The 18,491-nt window shown below is 52.8% G+C and carries 16 protein-coding genes and 1 tRNA gene; 9 read left to right on the top strand and 8 right to left on the bottom strand.

Features of this window, described 5'->3' with window-relative positions; all coding sequences use genetic code 11:
- Window positions 1-121 precede the first annotated feature (121 nt).
- From cspE to ABWP27_RS02190, 3 genes are all read left to right on the top strand, one after another.
- Window positions 122-325, top strand: coding sequence for a transcription antiterminator/RNA stability regulator CspE (cspE, locus tag ABWP27_RS02200; RefSeq protein WP_009665919.1), 204 nt, complete (start codon window positions 122-124; stop codon window positions 323-325).
- A 476-nt stretch (window positions 326-801) separates the two neighbouring features.
- Window positions 802-1,362 (top strand): pseudouridine synthase, encoded by a 561-nt coding sequence (locus ABWP27_RS02195; RefSeq protein ID WP_353152954.1) that lies wholly within the window; start codon window positions 802-804, stop codon window positions 1,360-1,362.
- A gap of 108 nt (window positions 1,363-1,470) precedes the next feature.
- The gene (locus tag ABWP27_RS02190) at window positions 1,471-1,926 is read left to right on the top strand and encodes a DUF192 domain-containing protein (protein WP_353152952.1); all 456 of its coding nucleotides are present in this window, start codon (window positions 1,471-1,473) and stop codon (window positions 1,924-1,926) included.
- A 129-nt stretch (window positions 1,927-2,055) separates the two neighbouring features.
- Here ABWP27_RS02190 and rpsT read toward each other — a convergent pair whose 3' ends face one another.
- Window positions 2,056-2,319, bottom strand: a complete 264-nt coding sequence (gene rpsT / locus ABWP27_RS02185; RefSeq protein ID WP_011871840.1) for a 30S ribosomal protein S20 — start codon at window positions 2,317-2,319, stop codon at window positions 2,056-2,058.
- A gap of 338 nt (window positions 2,320-2,657) precedes the next feature.
- On the opposite strand from rpsT, the gene murJ reads away from it, so the two are divergent.
- Window positions 2,658-4,208, top strand: a complete 1,551-nt coding sequence (murJ, locus tag ABWP27_RS02180) for a murein biosynthesis integral membrane protein MurJ (RefSeq protein ID WP_353152950.1) — start codon at window positions 2,658-2,660, stop codon at window positions 4,206-4,208.
- A 59-nt stretch (window positions 4,209-4,267) separates the two neighbouring features.
- Window positions 4,268-5,107 carry a SirB1 family protein gene (locus ABWP27_RS02175; protein WP_353152948.1) on the top strand — a complete coding sequence of 280 codons (840 nt, stop codon included), beginning with the start codon at window positions 4,268-4,270 and terminating at the stop codon, window positions 5,105-5,107.
- 40 nt (window positions 5,108-5,147) lie between these two features.
- Here ABWP27_RS02175 and ABWP27_RS02170 read toward each other — a convergent pair whose 3' ends face one another.
- Entirely contained in the window at window positions 5,148-7,049 is a 1,902-nt protein-coding gene (locus ABWP27_RS02170; protein WP_353152946.1) for an ATP-binding cassette domain-containing protein, read from the bottom strand.
- A gap of 171 nt (window positions 7,050-7,220) precedes the next feature.
- Between ABWP27_RS02170 and ABWP27_RS02165 the strand changes: the two genes are divergently transcribed.
- The 4 genes from ABWP27_RS02165 (at window position 7,221) to ABWP27_RS02150 (ending at window position 10,873) form a co-directional block, all read left to right on the top strand.
- Window positions 7,221-7,295: transfer RNA gene (locus ABWP27_RS02165), tRNA-Arg, on the top strand.
- Window positions 7,296-7,809: 514 nt separating this feature from the next.
- Window positions 7,810-9,186 carry a trimethylamine monooxygenase gene (locus tag ABWP27_RS02160; protein WP_353152944.1) on the top strand — a complete coding sequence of 459 codons (1,377 nt, stop codon included), beginning with the start codon at window positions 7,810-7,812 and terminating at the stop codon, window positions 9,184-9,186.
- 221 nt (window positions 9,187-9,407) lie between these two features.
- Window positions 9,408-9,890 carry an outer membrane lipoprotein gene (locus ABWP27_RS02155; RefSeq protein WP_353152942.1) on the top strand — a complete coding sequence of 161 codons (483 nt, stop codon included), beginning with the start codon at window positions 9,408-9,410 and terminating at the stop codon, window positions 9,888-9,890.
- 284 nt (window positions 9,891-10,174) lie between these two features.
- The gene (locus ABWP27_RS02150; protein ID WP_353152940.1) at window positions 10,175-10,873 is read left to right on the top strand and encodes a GntR family transcriptional regulator; all 699 of its coding nucleotides are present in this window, start codon (window positions 10,175-10,177) and stop codon (window positions 10,871-10,873) included.
- A 202-nt stretch (window positions 10,874-11,075) separates the two neighbouring features.
- Here ABWP27_RS02150 and ABWP27_RS02145 read toward each other — a convergent pair whose 3' ends face one another.
- From ABWP27_RS02145 to ABWP27_RS02120, 6 genes are all read right to left on the bottom strand, one after another.
- Window positions 11,076-12,671 carry a gamma-glutamyltransferase family protein gene (locus ABWP27_RS02145; protein ID WP_353152938.1) on the bottom strand — a complete coding sequence of 532 codons (1,596 nt, stop codon included), beginning with the start codon at window positions 12,669-12,671 and terminating at the stop codon, window positions 11,076-11,078.
- Between the two features lie 116 nt (window positions 12,672-12,787).
- Complete coding sequence (gene oxlT / locus ABWP27_RS02140; protein WP_353152936.1) at window positions 12,788-14,098, bottom strand: oxalate/formate MFS antiporter; 1,311 nt, start codon at window positions 14,096-14,098, stop codon at window positions 12,788-12,790.
- Window positions 14,099-14,544: 446 nt separating this feature from the next.
- Window positions 14,545-15,270 carry an ABC transporter ATP-binding protein gene (locus ABWP27_RS02135; RefSeq protein WP_353152934.1) on the bottom strand — a complete coding sequence of 242 codons (726 nt, stop codon included), beginning with the start codon at window positions 15,268-15,270 and terminating at the stop codon, window positions 14,545-14,547.
- 8 nt (window positions 15,271-15,278) lie between these two features.
- Window positions 15,279-16,061: an ABC transporter ATP-binding protein gene (locus ABWP27_RS02130; protein WP_353152932.1), complete on the bottom strand. Its 783-nt coding sequence runs from the start codon at window positions 16,059-16,061 to the stop codon at window positions 15,279-15,281.
- A gap of 9 nt (window positions 16,062-16,070) precedes the next feature.
- Window positions 16,071-17,285, bottom strand: coding sequence for a branched-chain amino acid ABC transporter permease (locus ABWP27_RS02125; protein WP_353152930.1), 1,215 nt, complete (start codon window positions 17,283-17,285; stop codon window positions 16,071-16,073).
- 8 nt (window positions 17,286-17,293) lie between these two features.
- Window positions 17,294-18,223: a branched-chain amino acid ABC transporter permease gene (locus ABWP27_RS02120; protein WP_353152928.1), complete on the bottom strand. Its 930-nt coding sequence runs from the start codon at window positions 18,221-18,223 to the stop codon at window positions 17,294-17,296.
- Window positions 18,224-18,491: the final 268 nt, after the last annotated feature.

Genomic DNA, 18,491 nt, shown 5'->3' with positions numbered 1-18,491 from the left:
GACATGCTTGACAACATTAGCTGTCAATATGAAGTGAGCAGGTTTTAGGAGGGGCAACGGTAGTCGAGGCTTCTTTCTTTTGCGGCTCGTGTGATTAAGTCTATATAGAAAGACGCTTTTTATGGCAACAGGTACAGTCAAGTGGTTCAACGATTCTAAAGGCTTCGGCTTTATCACCCCAGATGACGGCGGTGAAGATTTGTTTGCGCACTTTTCCGCAATCCAGATGAACGGCTTCAAGACTCTCAAAGAAGGTCAAAAAGTCCAGTTCGAAGTCACGCAAGGCCCTAAAGGCAAGCAAGCTTCTAACATTCAAGCTCCTTAATTCAAGGAGCTTCATAAAAACCCCCGCTCAGGCGGGGGTTTTTTATTGCAAGAAAAACAAAAATCGACACAAGGCTGGCTGTAAACGTGACTGGACCAGACCGGGAATTGCTTACGTTTTCTGCATATTGGCGATCATTTCCTGAGCGAATGTAAACGCCGACATCTGGGACGCACCATCCATCAAGCTGCGAAATCGCAAATCGATTTTTCCATCGTACTAATGATCAAATCTTCCACCTCTAGCGACGCTATGTGACACAACATCTATCTCGGCTGAGAGAATAAAATCCAAATTGACGTCATCCTTGCCGGCGTATTTTAGGCGTACCACCTGCGCGACCAACCAGCTTGATACCGAGATCAACACGCCGGTTTTGATATCGCATCTTGCAAAATCTCTTTAAGATTCCACTTCATCGCCGTTCGTCACCCACTTCCGGTGGCGACGATGCACTTTCAATAAAACCATCCACCATGTCGCTGATTCTGTTCAACAAACCCTTCCAGGTAATGTGCCAATTTTCACCGCATCCGACACGCGCATCGCTGGCCGATTATCTGGATATTCCCGACATTTATCCTGCAGGACGACTTGATGCAGATAGCGAAGGCTTATTGCTGCTGACGGATAACGGCAAACTGCAGCATGCGATCAGCCACCCCGATCACAAACAGACCAAAACCTATCTGGTGCAGGTGGAAGGTATTCCGCAAGCCGAAGCACTGGCGCGATTGCGCGCACCGCTGAATCTGGGTGATTTCACTACCCAGGGTTGCGAAGTAAAACGGGTACAGGAACCCGATTGGCTATGGCCTCGTAATCCGCCAATACGCGAGCGCGCCCAGGTGCCAACCAGCTGGCTCGCAATCACACTGGCAGAAGGTAAAAACCGGCAGGTGCGCCGCATGACTGGTGCGGTCGGTCTTCCCACCTTGCGACTGATACGGATTGCGATCGGCCCGATTTCCCTGCAGTCGCATCCGCTGTTGCCGGGCGAATGGCGTGAAGTTTCCGCAGCAGAATTAGGTCTTTAGGGTCAGATGCCACACTTCTGAACGCCGATTTTTCAGACGCACAAACGCCTGCTTTATTTTTTCCATTACACTCGTGCTGCATCCTTGCCACTTACCCAGACATGACTCATGAATAAATCCCTTTCCACTTGCGCCGCGGTTATCGGACTCGTCGCGATCTTTTCTGCCAGCACAGCATGGGCGCAGCCGGGCCAGAAATTCCCGACTATTCCCCTCACTACCGGCATGCATGTAATCAAGGCCGAAGTAGTAGCGACCGAAGCAGAACGCCAGCAAGGTTTGATGTTCCGCGAAAGCATGGCGCAAAACGAAGGGATGATCTTTCTCTTCGGGGCGCCGGCCGGGGTTTGCATGTGGATGAAGAACACCCTGATCCCGCTCTCCGTCGCCTTTATTGATGACGACGGCAAGATCGTGAATATCGAGAATATGAAACCGCAAAGCCTGGAGTCGCACTGCTCCAAAAAACCGGTGCGTTATGCGCTGGAAATGAACGAAGGCTGGTTCAAGCAAAAGAACATCAAGCCGGGCAGCACGATTGATGGCTTGCCGCAAAGAAGATAAGCAGCAAGAAACACCAACGCTTGCAGGATGCTTTTAGAATGGCCGCACAAATATAAAAACCCCGCATGATTTTCATCATGCGGGGTTTTTATTACTTATCGCTGCATTGCAGCAGCGATAAGGATTTGCTTAAGCCAGCGCTTTCAAAGCAGCTGCGAGGCGGCTTTTATGACGTGCTGCCTTGTTTTTGTGGATGATCTTTTTGTCGGCGATACGATCGATCGTCGAAACAGAAGCCAGGAAAACCTGAGCTGCTGCAGTTTTGTCGCCAGCTTCGATTGCTTTGCGAACTGCCTTGACTGCGGTACGCAAGGTCGAACGCTGGCTCGAATTGTGAGCGTTTTGTTTGACTGCTTGACGAGCGCGTTTGCGTGCTTGTGCGGTATTTGCCATGAATATTATTTCCTAAAACAGGGTCGACGCGCATTCGCAAACACGCATTAGTGAGACAGAATTCTGTGAAGCCTCGGATTATAGCGGCATTTTGCGAATCAGGCAAATAGATGCTGACACGCCTCAAAGCTTGTTGCAACAAGTGGCACCAATGCAACTGGCAATATTGTAAAGGCAAGATGCCTTCATTACAAAAAAGATGTTATTTTGCCATTTAAAAATGTACGCTGACGCTGTCTCATTGCCTTGAGGCAAACATGCAATCCGCATCAGTCACAAGGCTCCTCCTCGAAATCCGGCTGCCATCGTTGCCTGCCGACCAGCTATAATCCCGCTCCATGAACTTGCACAAAACGCTCGCGGCAGTATCCGGCATGACGATGGTTTCTCGTGTGACAGGATTGATCCGCGAGATCCTGTTTGCCCGTGCATTCGGCGCATCCGCCTATACCGATGCGTTCAATATTGCTTTTCGCATTCCCAATCTGCTGCGCCGCCTGTTTGCCGAAGGCGCCTTTTCACAGGCTTTCGTGCCGATTCTGGCGGAATACAAGAGCCAGAAAGGCGAAGAAGCAACCAAAAGCCTGGTCGATCATGTCGCCACTGTTTTGATCTGGACCATGCTACTGACATGCGTGATCGGGATTACAGCCTCTCCTTTCATCGTCTATCTGATTGCAACCGGGCTCAAGGCCGACGCCACCATATTCGACACCTCGGTCTGGATGACACGCGTGATGTTCCCCTACATCGGTTTCATGTCATTTGTGGCGCTCAGTGGCGGCATTCTGAATACCTGGCGCGAATTCAAGATTCCCGCTTTCACTCCCGTTCTGCTGAATCTGTCATTCATTATCGCCACGCTTTTTCTCGCGCCTTACCTGCATACACCCATTTATGCGATGGCAATTGGCGTCGTGGTCGGCGGCATTCTGCAAATGGCGATCCAGATTCCCGCGCTGATGAAAATCGGCATGCTGCCGCGTATTTCAAAAAATCCGTTCGCCAGCCTGGGCGATGCCGGTGTACGCAAGGTCTTGCGCAAAATGGGGCCGGCGGTATTTGCCGTCTCGGCGGCGCAAATCAGTTTGATGATCAACACAAATATTGCCTCGCGACTGCAAAGCGGCAGCGTGTCCTGGCTCTCGTACGCCGATAGATTGATGGAGTTCCCGACGGCCCTGTTAGGTGTTGCGCTAGGGACTATCCTGCTGCCCAGCCTGTCGAAGGCGAATTTCGAGGGCAACACGGCCGAGTATTCATCGCTGCTGGATTGGGGCTTGCGTCTGACCTTCCTGCTCGCCCTGCCTTGCGCAGTCGGCCTGGCAACGATTTCCGAACCATTGACGGCAACGCTGTTTCATTACGGTAAATTCGATGCGCAATCGGTCGCCATGACGTCAAGAGCACTAATTGCATACGGCGTCGGCCTGATCGGCCTGATTCTGGTGAAAATACTCGCACCCGGATTTTATGCGCAACAAAACATCAAAACCCCGGTCAAAATTGCGATAGGTGTATTGATTGCAACACAATTAATGAATCTGATTTTTGTGCCGTGGATTGCGCATGCGGGACTAGCGCTATCGATCGGTTTGGGTGCATGCTTGAATGCGGGCTTCCTGTATTGGGGCTTGAAGCGGCGCGGAATTTATTCGGCCTTGCCCGGTTGGCGTACATTCTTCGTTCGGCTGGTGGGTGCACTATTCCTGATGGCCGGCGTTGCCTTGTGGGTTTCGGGGTATTTCGACTGGATGGCATTGCGTGCATCTCCGTTGCTGCGCGTAGGCGCATTGCTGGTGGTGTTGGCGGCATGCGGTATCAGCTATTTCGGCGCATTGCTGGCAATGGGATTTCGCTTTCGCGATTTCAAACGGATAGCAAACTGATCGCGACAACTTGAACGTGCTGCTGCACGTTCGCGGCATCCTCGCTATGATGGAGGCATATGACGATCAATACTCTCGAATACTTTTCCACGCTGGTGCAGCAAGACGACAGCATTCCCTTATTTGAAGCTGCGTTGGCGATTGCACAGGATGCCGACCCCGATCTCGATCTGGCGGCACTGGAAGAAGAAGTCGACACGCTGGCCGCCAAACTCAAACAGCGCCTGCCCGACGATGCGTCGCATCTGCAAAAGCTGCGCATGCTGAATCATTATTTTTACAATGAGCTTGGCTTCAGCGGCAACGTCAACGATTACTACAATCCCGATAACAGCTATTTGCATCGCGTCATCAGCACGCGACGCGGCATTCCGATTTCGCTCGCAATTTTATATATGGAATTGGCACAGCAGATCGACCTGGAGGTTCAGGGCATTTCCTTCCCCGGCCATTTTCTGATGAAGCTGTCGGTGCAATCAGGCCAGGTGGTACTCGATCCGTTCAACGGCTCCAGCCTGTCGCGCGAAGAACTGGAAGAGCGCGTAGAACCGTATATCCTGCAGCAGGATTTCCCCGATGATTTTCAGTTCAATACCTATCTGGACGCGGCTAGTCCGCGCGATATTCTGGTACGCATGCTGCGCAATCTGAAACTGCTGTTCATGCAGCAGGAACATTGGCAGCGTTTGCTCGAAGTACAGGAAAGATTATTGATTTTGCTGCCGCGTGACATTACCGAGCGGCGCGATCGTGGTCTGGCGTATGCCAATCTGGAATGCCCGCTAGCTGCGGTGCAGGATATTGAAGCGTATCTGGAGCAACGTCCGTACGCGATGGATGCAGCAGAATTGCGCGCCAGATTGCCTGATTTGAGAGATGCAATCGGTCGTTTGAATTAAACTGCCGCTCCTGCTCTGGCAGGAACGGCAGTTACACGTATTACGCCTTGGCGCGCGCCTCTATGGTTTCCCACTTCTCCAACGCTTCCAGCAACAAGCCGTCGATTTCTGCAAAACGCTGATTCAATCGTTTTGCTTCATCTGCCTGCTTGGTATAGATGCTGGCATCGGCCAGTTTTTCCGTAATCGCTTTTTGCTCTTCTTCCAGTTGCGCAATCAGAACAGGCAACGCATCCATCTCGCGCTGCTCTTTGTAGCTCAGCTTTTTCTGTTTGGCCACTGGGACAGCAACTTCGGTTTTCACTTCAACCTTGCCTGTGCCTTTAGGCGAACCCGCTGGAATCGCAGCAGGACGGACACGCTCCCAATCGGTATAGCCGCCGATATATTCGCGCCACAAGCCATTGCCTTCGGCAACGATCACTTGCGTGACGACGTTGTCGAGGAAGGTACGGTCATGGCTGACGAGGAACACTGTGCCTTCGTAATCTTCCAGCAGTTCTTCCAACAGTTCCAGCGTATCGATATCCAGATCGTTGGTCGGTTCATCCAGCACCAGCACGTTGGCTGGCTTGGCAAACAAACGCGCCAGCAACAGACGATTGCGTTCGCCGCCTGACAATGATTTGACGGGTGAACGCGCACGTTCCGGTGCAAACAGGAAGTCGTTCAAATACGTCATCACGTGCTTGCGCTGACCATTGATCTCCACCCAGTCGCTACCCGGCGCGATAGTGTCGGCGAGACTCATCTCTTCATTCAATTGCGCACGCATCTGATCGAAGTATGCGATCTGCAATTTGGTACCTTGCTTGACTGTGCCTGAATCCGGCTCTTCTTCGCCGAGAATCATTTTCAGCAGCGTGGTTTTACCGGCCCCGTTCAAGCCGATCAGACCGACCTTGTCGCCACGCAGAATCGTCGCAGTAAAATCCTTGACGATGACTTTGTCGCCATAGACCTTGTTGATGTTTTCCATCTCGGCCACGATCTTGCCGGAACGCTCGCCTGAAGATACATCCAGCTTGACCTGACCTTGCTGATCACGTCGCGCGCTACGCGACAGGCGCAATGCTTCCAGGCGCCGCACACGGCCTTCGTCGCGTGTACGGCGCGCCTGCACACCCTTGCGTATCCAGACTTCTTCCTGCGCGAGGAATTTATCGAACTTGGCGTTTTCGACTTCTTCGATTTCCAGTTGCTCGGCCTTGCGCACTTGATACGCGCTGAAGTTACCCGGGAATGACAACAAGCGACCGCGATCCAGTTCGATGATGCGCGTCGCGACGTTATCCAGAAAACTACGATCATGGGTAATGAACAGCACGCTACCCTTGTAATCGCGCAGCAAACCTTCGAGCCACAGAATCGAGGTGAAATCCAGATGGTTGGTCGGTTCATCGAGCAGCAACACATCAGGCGCACTCACCAGCGCGCGTGCCAGCGCAACACGCTTCTGCATCCCGCCGGACAAGGTGCCCATCAGCGAATCCTTGACCAGGTTCAAGCGATCAAGCGTCGCTTCAACCTTGTGATTCAGATTCCATGCATCGGCCGCATCCAGCTTGACTTGAATGTCGTGCATGCGCTCCATCAGGGCATCGTCGTCATCGCCGCCGAACTGGCCGGTCAGCGCATCGTATTCAGTCAGCAAGGCCTGCATATCGCCCATGCCCGACGCCACTGCGTCATACACCGACATGTCCTGCGAAAAATGCGGTTCCTGCTCCACGTAGGCAATCTTGATACCCTGCTGCATGACAAACAGGCCATCATCCAGCTTCGACGTGCCGGCGATAATTTTCAGCAAAGACGATTTACCGGTGCCGTTACGACCGATCAAGCCCACGCGCTCGGTGGTTTCCAGTGAAAATTCCGCTTTATCGAGCAACGGGACGTGGCCGAACGCGAGCTGCGCGTTCGAGAGGGAGATGACTGCCATAAATGCCTGAGGATGTGAGGTCTGCGTGCGATTGCAGGCGACCAATTAAAAAGAGTAAATCGAGAATGAAGTCCGCATTGTACCGATAGCGGCGCCTATCCTGCCATTCTTTGCACTTTCGTCAGCTATAATCCCGGGCGGAAGTAAGCAACATGCCTCGCTTTCGCGCGTCTCGCCGTAGTTCAATGGATAGAACGAGTGCCTCCTAAGCGCTAGATACAGGTCCGATTCCTGTCGGCGGGACCAAACACCCAAGTCATTATCTTTTACGCAAACACAGCAATTGCCTTTGCGTCCCTCCTCAGCTTTCATTCAAACTGACTCGCAACATTCTCTGGCACGCCTGCCCGAATAACTCATATCTTGCCTCACGCTCTGTGATTGTCTTAAAGCGAGAAAATAAAATGAAATTAATTTTTTATCGCAAAGATAATTAACTTTAAAGAAAGTTGACGCAAGAATTACATCAAATATCAGCAGTTACTTGCAATTTCAAGGTCAATTATGTTTTAATGTGAAATGATTTCAATTGAAATCATTTCACATGGAGTCGAGTAGACTGCCTGCGGCACCTTACTCGCCTTGCATCCCGTTGCGTCAGCAATCGGCCGATGTCTACGTTCTCCTCAGCTCTATCAGCACAACTCAACCATCTTGTGATTCAGCAACGATGCGTTTGTGAGGGAACACTCGCTACGGCGCACTTCTTTTTTACCAGAACGTGCCGTCCGGTTTTGAAAAACGAGAATAAAGGAAATTTATGACGATTCGCATTGGAATCATTGGCGCCGGACCGAGTGGATTGGCGCAATTGCGCGCCTTCGAGTCTGCACTATCCCACAGCAAGCATGACGTAGAACTCGTCTGTTTTGAGAAACGCTCGAATTGGGGCGGTTTGTGGAACTACAGTTGGCGTACCGGCCTTGATGAACATGGCGAACCCGTGCACGGCAGCATGTACCGCTATCTATGGTCTAACGGTCCGAAAGAAGCGCTGGAGTTTGCCGATTATTCCTTCGACCAGCATTTCGGCCGTCCCATTCCATCCTATCCACCGCGTGCCGTATTGTTTGACTACATACAAGGCCGCATGAAACGCAACGATCTGCGTCAGTACATTCGCTTCAACACCGTCACGCGCTGGGTCAAGTTTGATGAGAACAGCCAGACTTTTGAAGTTGCAGTCGAAGACTTGAGCAAACAACATACTTACACCGAAACCTTCGACTATCTGGTGGTCGCCACCGGCCATTTCTCAACACCGAATGTGCCCTACTTCAAAGGTTTGGATACTTTCTGCGGCTCCGTCATGCATGCGCATGATTTCCGTGGCGCCGATCAGTTCAAGGGAAAAGATTTATTACTCGTCGGCGGCAGTTACTCGGCTGAAGACATCGGCGTGCAATGCTACAAACATGGCGCGCGCTCTGTCACCATCAGCTATCGCTCCGCTCCGCTGGGCTTCAAGTGGCCACAGGGTATACGCGAAGTGCCATTGGTAACGCGCTTTGAAGGCAAGACTGCCCACTTCCAGGATGGCACGCACAAAAATGTGGATGCCGTCGTACTGTGCACCGGATACCAGCACAAATACGCATTCCTGCCGGAAGAGTTACGCCTGAAATCGCACAATCGCTTGTACCCGCGCGGCCTGTACAAGGGCGTGGTGTGGAAGAACAATCCGCGTCTGTTCTATCTCGGCATGCAGGACCAGTACTACACCTTCAATATGTTTGACGCACAGGCCTGGTATACACGCGACATCATGCTCGGACGCATCAAGTTACCCGATGCAACAGGCATGAAAACCGATATCCAGAGTTGGGGGCAGCGTGAAGACGCGGTGGACAATTCCTTTGATGCCGTGGATTTTCAAACCGCCTATGTGCGCGATTTGATGGATCGCACCGACTACCCCGGCTTTGAAGCCGAACAGGTTGCCGAACTGTTGAAGCAATGGCTGCGCGACAAGCAGGAGAGCATTCTCACCTATCGCGACAAGCCGTTCCGATCGGTCGTCACCGGCACACTGGCTCCGGTACACCATACAGCCTGGCTTGATGAGCTCGATGACAGTCTGGAGCGCTTCCTTGATCCGCACATCGATCAGGACAACGAAGTAAACGTTACGCTCTAAGACAAGGCACGGATAAAAATGGCGACAAGCTTGCTTGGTCGCCATTTTTTATTGTCGTAAGACTGCCAGCAGGATGAGTATCTCGCTACGTTCTTCTCCTTTCCCTGCAGCAGCTCCTGTCGACAGCCAAAATTCCGTACGCTACCGCACAGATATCTCCAGAAGAGAACATTACGCTCGAAGTATTGATCTTGTATTGAATCTTGCCTGCAGGAGTACTCATGAACATCCATCACACTTCAGCCATTGCATTGCTGTCTGCAATCGCACTCATCGGCTGCGCCTCACCCAACTATTCCGATCCGGGCGCGAATCGCTATCCGCAATCGTATCCACAATCCTCCTCCACGCCAGCGTATAACAACTACTATGGCGTGATCGATTCCATCCAGGTCGTACAGCAGGCTCCTGACAATCGCGGCGTCGGTGTTGGCGGTGCCGTCGCCGGCGGTGTTGTTGGCGGCCTGCTCGGCAATCAGGTCGGCAAAGGTAGCGGCCGTACCGCCGCGACAGCAGCCGGCGTAGTCGGCGGTGCATTGGTAGGCAGCAGCATTCAACGCAACAATCAGCCAGTGCGCCAACTTTATCAAGTCAACGTCAGGCTGGACAATGGCGGCTATCAGTCTTACACGATGGAGAACGTCGCCGATCTGCGCGCAGGCGATCGCGTACGGGTAGAGAATGGCCGTATTACGCGTTACTAGGTACAGCGTGGCAAACATCATTCGATATACAAAGCCCGCTCTCGTCAGGAAAGCGGGCTCGTATTATTCATTGCACTGAGGCTTGCACAATTGCTTCAACGCCCCCATCACATCAACCTTCGGTAGCCCGGCAAGTCTTGAGTGCAGTTCAGCGTGAGTTTTTTTGTTTACGATATAAAACAACGCCAATCGCACTAATTTTTGTAGATGGAAAAACGAATCGTATAATCAGGAATTGTTACCCTGAAGTATTGCGTAGAAACGTTATTCAATAGGTTGGCCGAATGATCACAGAAGAACAAATACAGGCATTGCAGTCTGAAATGGAAGGGAACGGCGAAAACCAGGCGCAGATGGCTTATCGCATCCTGGAAGAAATGATCGTCACACTCAAACTCCCGCCCGGCAGCAAGATATCGGAGAAAGCGCTGAATCGTTCCCTGGGATTCGGTCGCACACCGTTGCGCGAAGCATTGCAACGGCTGGCAATTGAAGGCAGCGTAAAAATCCTGCCGCGTTCGGGCGTGATCGTTTCGGAAATCGATCTGGCCGATCAACTGAACATGATAGAGGTAAGACGCGAGCTGGAAAAAATCATCGCCGGCCGCGCGGCGCGTCTGGCAATGGAAGACCAGCGACGCGTGTTCGCGAAACTGGCAGAAGATTTCGATCGTGCAGCAGAAGAAAATGATGGCACCATTTTCATCGAGACAGACAGGGAATTCAACGCACTGTGTATCGCTACCGCACAAAATAAATACGTGGCGTATGCAATCGGCCCGATCGAAGCGCAAACCCGCCGCTTCTGGTATCTGCACTTCAAGCGCTTTGGTGATTTGTCTCGCGTGACAAAACTGCATGCGCACATTGCACGCGCCATTGCCGCCAACGACGAAGCCGCCGCACGTGACGCCTCGGATCGTCTGATTGATTACGTCGAAGAATATACAAGAAAGACGCTACAGTTCATGGGCGGCATGTAAGCCATCTATCAATAAAAAAGTGGCAAGCCGAATCATCGACTTGCCACTTTTCAGTTGCACCACAAATGCATGCAGTATCTGCGCTAGAACGATCAGGCTGATACCACTCACAATATCCAGTACATTATCCGGCAAAAAAAACACGCTGCGGCAGTCAATCGCCACAGCGTGCTCAAGAGCGACTTACCTCAACAATCCTTACTTAAAATCCTGCAACCGTGCCGTTGCTACGCGGATCGGCGCCGCCGGCAAACACTCCCGATGGATCGCGCACGATCGCACCAGCGTGACCGACCATTTCATCGAACTCACCCAGTACGTCGACTTCATGCCCCAATGAACGCAAGCGACGGATCAAACCATCGGTAAAACGGCTTTCCACTTTAAGCGATTCCGAACTTTGACCCCAGGTACGACCGAGCAACCAGCGTGGTGCAGTAACCGCCTGTTGTACCGCCTGGTTGAAGACTGCGTAACGGGTAAATACCGCTGCCTGTGTTTGCGGCTGACCGTCGCCCCCCATCGTGCCGTACACCATCGTGCGGCCATCTTTAAAACGCGCGAGTGCAGGATTGAGTGTGTGAAATGGCTTCTTGCCAGGTTCCAGTGAATTGATATTGCCTGGATCCAGCGAGAACGAGCAACCGCGGTTTTGCCAGTTGATACCGGTACGCGACAATACGACGCCGCTGCCGAACTCGTGATAGATACTTTGAATGAAGGAAACCGCACGTCCTTCACCGTCAATGACGCCCATCCAGATCGTATCGCCAGGTCCTTTTCCTTTGCCCCACGGCAGTGCCTTGTCGAGGCTGATCTTCGCCACATAGGGTGCAAGGAATTCTTCCGCCAACAGCGACTGGGGATCCACCTTCATGTAGGCAGGATCGGCCACATACTGATCGCGAATGGCAAAAGCCTGCTTGGTCGCCTCTACGGTCAGATGGATATATTCCGGGCTGTCTTGCTGGTACTGCTTCAAATTCAGTTTATCCAGGATCGCCAGAATGATCAGTGAAACCACGCCCTGTGTTGGTGGTGCGGTATTGTAAATATCGGCCAGGCTATGATTCAAATGAACCGGTGCGCAGGTACGCGCACGATAAGCATTGAAGTCTTCCAGTGTGATCGGATTGCCGATTTCAGCCAGATCCGCAGCGATATCCTTCGCCAATGCACCGCGATAGAAGCTATCCAGGCCATCAGCTACCAGGGTACGCAAGGTCTTGCCCATGCGCGGCTGCTTGAAGAGGCTGCCAGCCTGCGGTGGTTTGCCATCGACCAGGAAGGTGTCTTTAAAGCCAGGCTGCAAGACCAGTTCATCGAACTTGGCGCTTGTGCTTGCGTATTGCGATGCTGTCACCGGAATGCCTGCTTCAGCATAATGAATCGCGTCTTGCAGCAGATGAGCCAATGGAAGTTTACCGCCCCAGGTTGCGCTGATATTCAAGGCTTCCTGCCAGCCGCCAACCGTACCAGCCATCGTGTTACCTGCAATCGGACCGCGCATCGGAATACTGGTCAATTGACGGCTGCTATAAAACTCTCTCGACACACCGGCGCCCACGACGCCGCATGCTTCGATTGCCTGCACAGGTTTGCCAGGTTCCGAGATTACCCAGAATCCATCGCCACCTATGCCGTTCATATGAGGATAAACCACTGCAATAGTCGATGCGGCAGCAACCATCGCTTCAATCGCGTTGCCTCCGTTACGTAAAACGGACAGCGCAGCTTGCGCTGCCAAAGAATGCGGCGCAACGGCCATACCACGAGTAGCGTGGGTTGTATTAAGCATAATTCGACCTTACTAAACAATAAAAACATGAATCGCACAGCGAGATGCGATTCCCAAAACAGATCTTCAGGGGACGTAATATCCATCCCCTGAAAATCCGGTACTACGATCCAGTATTACTTGAACGCTGGAGCCAAACCACCTGAGACTGTAAGCGCTTCGCTTTTTGCGAGGAATGTCTTGCGCATAGGCTTGAGCACAAAATAAGCCAGGAGAGCAGTTGCGAAGTCCATACAGATGACTGTCGCAAATACCGGCGTCCACGAACCTGTCGCGTCATGCATCAACGCTGCCAGCGGACCGCCCAGTACGGAACCCACACCTTGCGCCATGTACAGGAAACCATAGTTGGTGGTTGCATGTTTGGTGCCAAAAGTATCAGTCAGGATGGATGGGAACAGCGAGAAAATTTCGCCCCAGCCGAAGAACACCACGCCAGACAGAATGACGAACAGCACAGGATTATCCGTCGTCATCAACCACAATGTCATGGCCACGCCTTCCAGGCCGAAAGCAATGAGCATGGTATTTTCACGACCGATGCGATCCGATACCCAGCCGAAGAATGGACGCGTCAAACCGTTACAGATGCGGTCAATCGTCAATGCCAGCGGCAGTGCAGCCATGCCGAAGACCATTGCATCCGCGACGCCGAAGTCCTTGGCGAAAGCGCCCATTTGCGAAATGACCATCAAGCCCGAGGTCGACATCATCGTCATCATCACGAACAGCAACCAGAACACCGGTTTTTTCAGCATCTCGGTCGGCTTGTAGCTATACGACGATTCGCGTGTGGTGTTTTCCAGCTTCACTTTTTTGATATGCTCGGCAACCTCATCTGCTCGTGGCCGACGCATGCCTTGCGCTGCGGCCAGACCGACTACGCCAATGATCACGCCGAACATCACCAGCGTGCTGGCGACACCCGAGGATTTGATGCTCATCGAAATGGCAAACGTGGTCATGATGGCGCCAAAACCGTAACCTGCCGCCACCATACCCACCGCGAAGCCGCGTCTATCCGGGAACCATTGCACCATCAGCCCGATAACGCCAACGTAGATGATGCCGGTGCCGACCCCACCCAGCAAACCGTAGGTCAGATACAAACCCCAGATACCGGTGACGCCGGAAGCAAGTATCCAGCTGAGCGCAGTCAAAATCGCGCCGCAAGACAACAGCATACGCGGACCGAATTTATCGATCAGGTAGCCCTGGAATGGCGACAGAAAAGTCTGCGCCACAATCAGAATGGCAAACGTCACCTGAACTTGCGGCAGAGTTGCGCCCAGCCCTTTCGTCAGTTCGGAAGTAAATAATGCCCAGACGTACTGCGGACTGGAAATTGCCATCATGGCGACAACCCCGAAGAACAGTTGCCACCACCTTGTTGACCCCGAGGACCCGGTCGTTTTGATTTGATTCATAGGTGTCTCCTAATGTTTTTTTAAATATTTATCTATCTGATTCTTAGTCAGTGATGATTACTGACATGTCAGATTTATGCATAAGTTAGGCGACCTAAAATTCTTTGTCAAGAGTTTAAAAAAATCGGACTTGCACAGCCGGAATTGAATACTTGCCAATGCAGAATTGCCACGATGCCAACAAGCATGGCCCATTGCATGCGATGGGAAGAGCATCCGCGAAGAATGAACGAGAGCCTGCGCCACATGGGCGAAGCAAAAGAGCATGAAATCCGCAAAGTGCCACGCGGACTGCTACGACATGCTGTTGTCTTTTACCGACGAAAAACTGCCGGATCAATGCTGCCTGTGGTGAATACGATTTGTTTTGCCATGCCATGACCGGCATCGGCGAGCGGATAGTCGGAAAGTGAAAAATACCCTGATCGAGAAAATTCAGCTCTGGATCAGGCTTCGCCCAGATACGCTTCCCTGACTTTGGGATCGTTGAGCATCTGCTGCGCATCGCCCTGCATCGTGATCAAGCCGGATTCCATCACGTACGCGCGATCGGCAGCCTGCAGGGCCAGCCTGGCGTTTTGCTCGACCAGCAAAATCGTGATGCCTTGTGCAGCAACGCTGCGTATCACTTCAAAAATCTTTTCCACCATGATGGGCGACAAACCCATGGACGGCTCATCCAGCAGCAATAATTTCGGATGACTCATCAAGGCGCGTGCCATCGCCAGCATTTGCTGCTCGCCACCAGACAGCGTACCGGCCATTTGCGCGGCGCGTTCCTTCAGGCGCGGGAAGACAGCAAACCATTTTTCGATATCGTCAACAATGCCTGGTTTGTCATTGCGCGTGAAAGCACCCATCAACAGATTTTCCTGGATAGACATGCGCGTAAATACGCCACGACCTTCCGGCACCATCGCGAGCTTTTTCTTTACCAGCTCGAAGGAGCCCAAACCCTTGATCGACTGGCCGGCATATTCGATATGACCATCGACGCGGCACGCGGGCAAGGTGCCGGTGATGGCTTTCAAGGTTGTGGTTTTACCGGCACCGTTAGCGCCGATCAGCGTGATCAATTCACCCTGCCTGACTTCGAGATCGATACCCTTGACAGCCTGAATGCCGCCGTATGCAACCTTCAGGCCGCTGATCTTCAATATATTTTCAGCCATGCCTGCCATTAATGAGCACCTCCGAGATAGGCTTCTATCACTGCCGGATTTTTTTGCACATCGGCGGGAACACCCTCTGCAATTGGTTTGCCGTAATCCAGTACCGTGATGCGGTCGCACAAACCCATGACCAGCTTGACGTCGTGTTCGATCAGCAAAATGGTTTTACCTTCCGCCTTGATCTTGACCAGCAGTTCGCGCAAGCCGAGTTTTTCAGTTGCGTTCATGCCCGCTGCCGGCTCGTCCAGCGCCAGCAATTGCGGATCCGTCGCCAGCGCACGGGCAATTTCCAGCCGGCGTTGATCGCCATAAGACAAGTAACGCGCCGTGCGTTCGGCAAATTGTGCAATGCCTACAAAATCGAGGAGCTCCATCGCACGTGTGCGAATAGCGGCTTCTTCCTGCCTGGCCGCCTTGTGATGAAAGACCGCGCCGAACAAACCCTGATGCGTGCGCACGTGACGACCGACCATGACGTTTTCCAGTGCAGTCATTTCGCCAAACAGGCGAATATTCTGAAACGTACGCGCAATCCCGGCCTTGGCCACCAGATGCGGCGCGGATGGCGAATACGATTTTCCAGCCAGCTCGAAGCTGCCACTGTCGGCTTGATACAAGCCGGTAATCACATTGAAAAAAGTGGTTTTTCCGGCACCGTTAGGGCCGATCAGGCCATAGATCTGGCCTTGCATGATTTTGACGTTCACATCTGACAATGCCTGCAGACCACCGAAGCGCTTGCTGACATTGGCGATGTTGAGAATGATTTGCGAATTGAGGATATGCGTCATGACATCCCCTTATACGGCCACGACATCGGTCGACTTTGTCGCCGTGTCGGTATCCGCAGTCGGCCGGTCTTCATTCTTGGGCGCCGGCCACAAACCTGCAGGACGTATCAGCATGATCAGCACCATCGCCAGCCCGTACAGCAGTTGACGCAGAATTTCCGCATCGATCAGGACTTCGCCAAATAGCGTTCTTTGCAAGGGCTCCACCACATGACGCAAAATTTCCGGCAATGCAGCCAATAGGATGCCGCCCAATACCACGCCGGGAATATGCCCCATCCCGCCCAGTACCACCATCGCCAATACCGCAATCGATTCGGTCAGCGAGAAAGATTCCGGCGAGACGAAACCCTGGAACGATGCAAACATCGCACCGGCTACACCGCCGAACGATGCGCCCATGGCAAATGCCAGTAGTTTGACGTTACGCGTATTGATGCCCATCGCCTTGGCGGCGATTTCATCTTCGCGTATCGCGACGAAAGCACGACCCAGACGCGAATTCTGCAAACGCACCGAGATGAAAATGATGGCGATGCACAAGACCAAAAACAGAAAGTAGTAGGCATTCACCGACGGCATCGCGTAATTGCCGAGCATGACCGTGGAGGCCGATCCTTCTTCCCCATTCAGCGAGACGCCAAAGATGCGGATCGGATCGATCATGTTGATTCCCTGCGGTCCGTTGGTGATATTCACCGGACCGTTCAGATTGTTCATGAAGATGCGGATAATTTCGCCGAAACCCAGCGTGACTATCGCCAGATAATCACCGCGCAACTTCAGCGTAGGCGCACCAAGCAGTGCACCGAAAAATCCGGTTACCAGTACGGCGAGCGGCACGATCACCCACAGTGACAAATGAATGCCGTTCTGCGCAATCTCGGGACCGAATAGCCACATCAATGTAGCGCCTATGGCGGGGTACTGATTGACGAAGGATTCCAGCACCACGGCGAATTGCGGCGACGCCAGCAGCGCGGTCAGATAGGCGCCGATTGCATAAAACGCGATGTAGCCGAGATCGAGCAGACCGGCAAAACCAACCACGATATTCAAGCCGAGCGCCAGCATGATGTACAGCAGCGCAACATCCATGATGCGCACCCACGAATTGCCGAAATGTTGCGCAATAAAGGGGAAGATCAGCGCAAGCGCCAGGATCGCGAGCAAGCCCGACCAGGCTTTGCGCGGATTGTTTTTGACGTCGAAATAATTGGACATGATGTTCCTTACGCCCGATCCGGCACGCGCTCGCCCATGATGCCGGACGGACGCAAGGTCAGCACGATGATCAGGACAACGAAGGCAAAAATGTCCTGGTAGTGACTGCCGAGGAAGCCGCCGGTCAGGTCACCGATATAGCCTGCCCCCAGGCTTTCAATCAGACCCAGCAGGATGCCGCCCAGCATGGCGCCGTAAATATTGCCGATGCCACCCAGCACTGCTGCTGAAAATGCCTTCAGCCCCGGCACGAAGCCCATCGCAAATTGTGCAGATGAATAATTGGCCGCCCACATCACGCCGGCGATCGCTGCCAGCGTGGCACCAATCACGAAGGTCATCACGATCACGCGATTGGAATCCACACCCATCAATCCTGCCACACGCGGATTTTCCGCCGTGGCGCGCATCGCACGGCCCAATTTTGTTTTTTCAATCAGCAAAGCCAGTAGCAGCATCGCTGCTGCTGCCAGGATCAGCAACATCACCTGCGTCGGTGAAATCAGCGCGCCCAGAATATGCAGCGGCTCGCCCGGCATCACTTGCGGGAATGGCAGCGGACTGCGGCCCCAGATCATCATGGCAAAGGTTTGCAGCAAAATAGAAACACCAATGGCCGTAATCAAGGGCGCCAGACGCGGCGCGTTACGCAGGCGGCGATAGGCCACGCGCTCTATCAGGACGTTGACCGCCACGCATACCGGTATTGCACCCAGTATCGCGATAATCAACTGCACGATGCCGGGCAATTCGGGAGCCACCGTATTGAGCATCTTGAGGATGGTCAGACCTGCCATCGCGCCTATCATCAAGACGTCGCCATGTGCAAAATTGATCAGATTGAGTACACCGTACACCATCGTATAGCCGAGGGCGACCAATGCATACATGCTGCCGAGAACCAGGCCGTTGATGATTTGCTGGATAAAAATATCCATGAGGTACTTGTCTCCTGAAGCAATGTCTATCAAGTATCTGCCGGCAAGCTGCGTCGACATTCACGTCATGTTGCGATCATGCAGAAAACATCGCCGCAATAATCGTTCCCGCTTATAAAAACGGCACCCGACTCAGGGGTGCCGCATCTCATTCTTGGCAAGATGAATGGCAAAGACAGCAATCACATGCTTGCAGAACGCTGGCGGGATTATACCGAAGCACTGCTTCAGCCCAACAGCACAAGGCACGCACATAAGACGGAATATC

Source organism: Herminiimonas fonticola (assembly GCF_040395855.1).
Lineage (GTDB): Bacteria > Pseudomonadota > Gammaproteobacteria > Burkholderiales > Burkholderiaceae_D > Oxalicibacterium > Oxalicibacterium fonticola_A.
The sequence above is the reverse complement of the archived record's forward strand: the minus strand, read 5'-3'. Positions and strand labels throughout refer to the sequence as shown.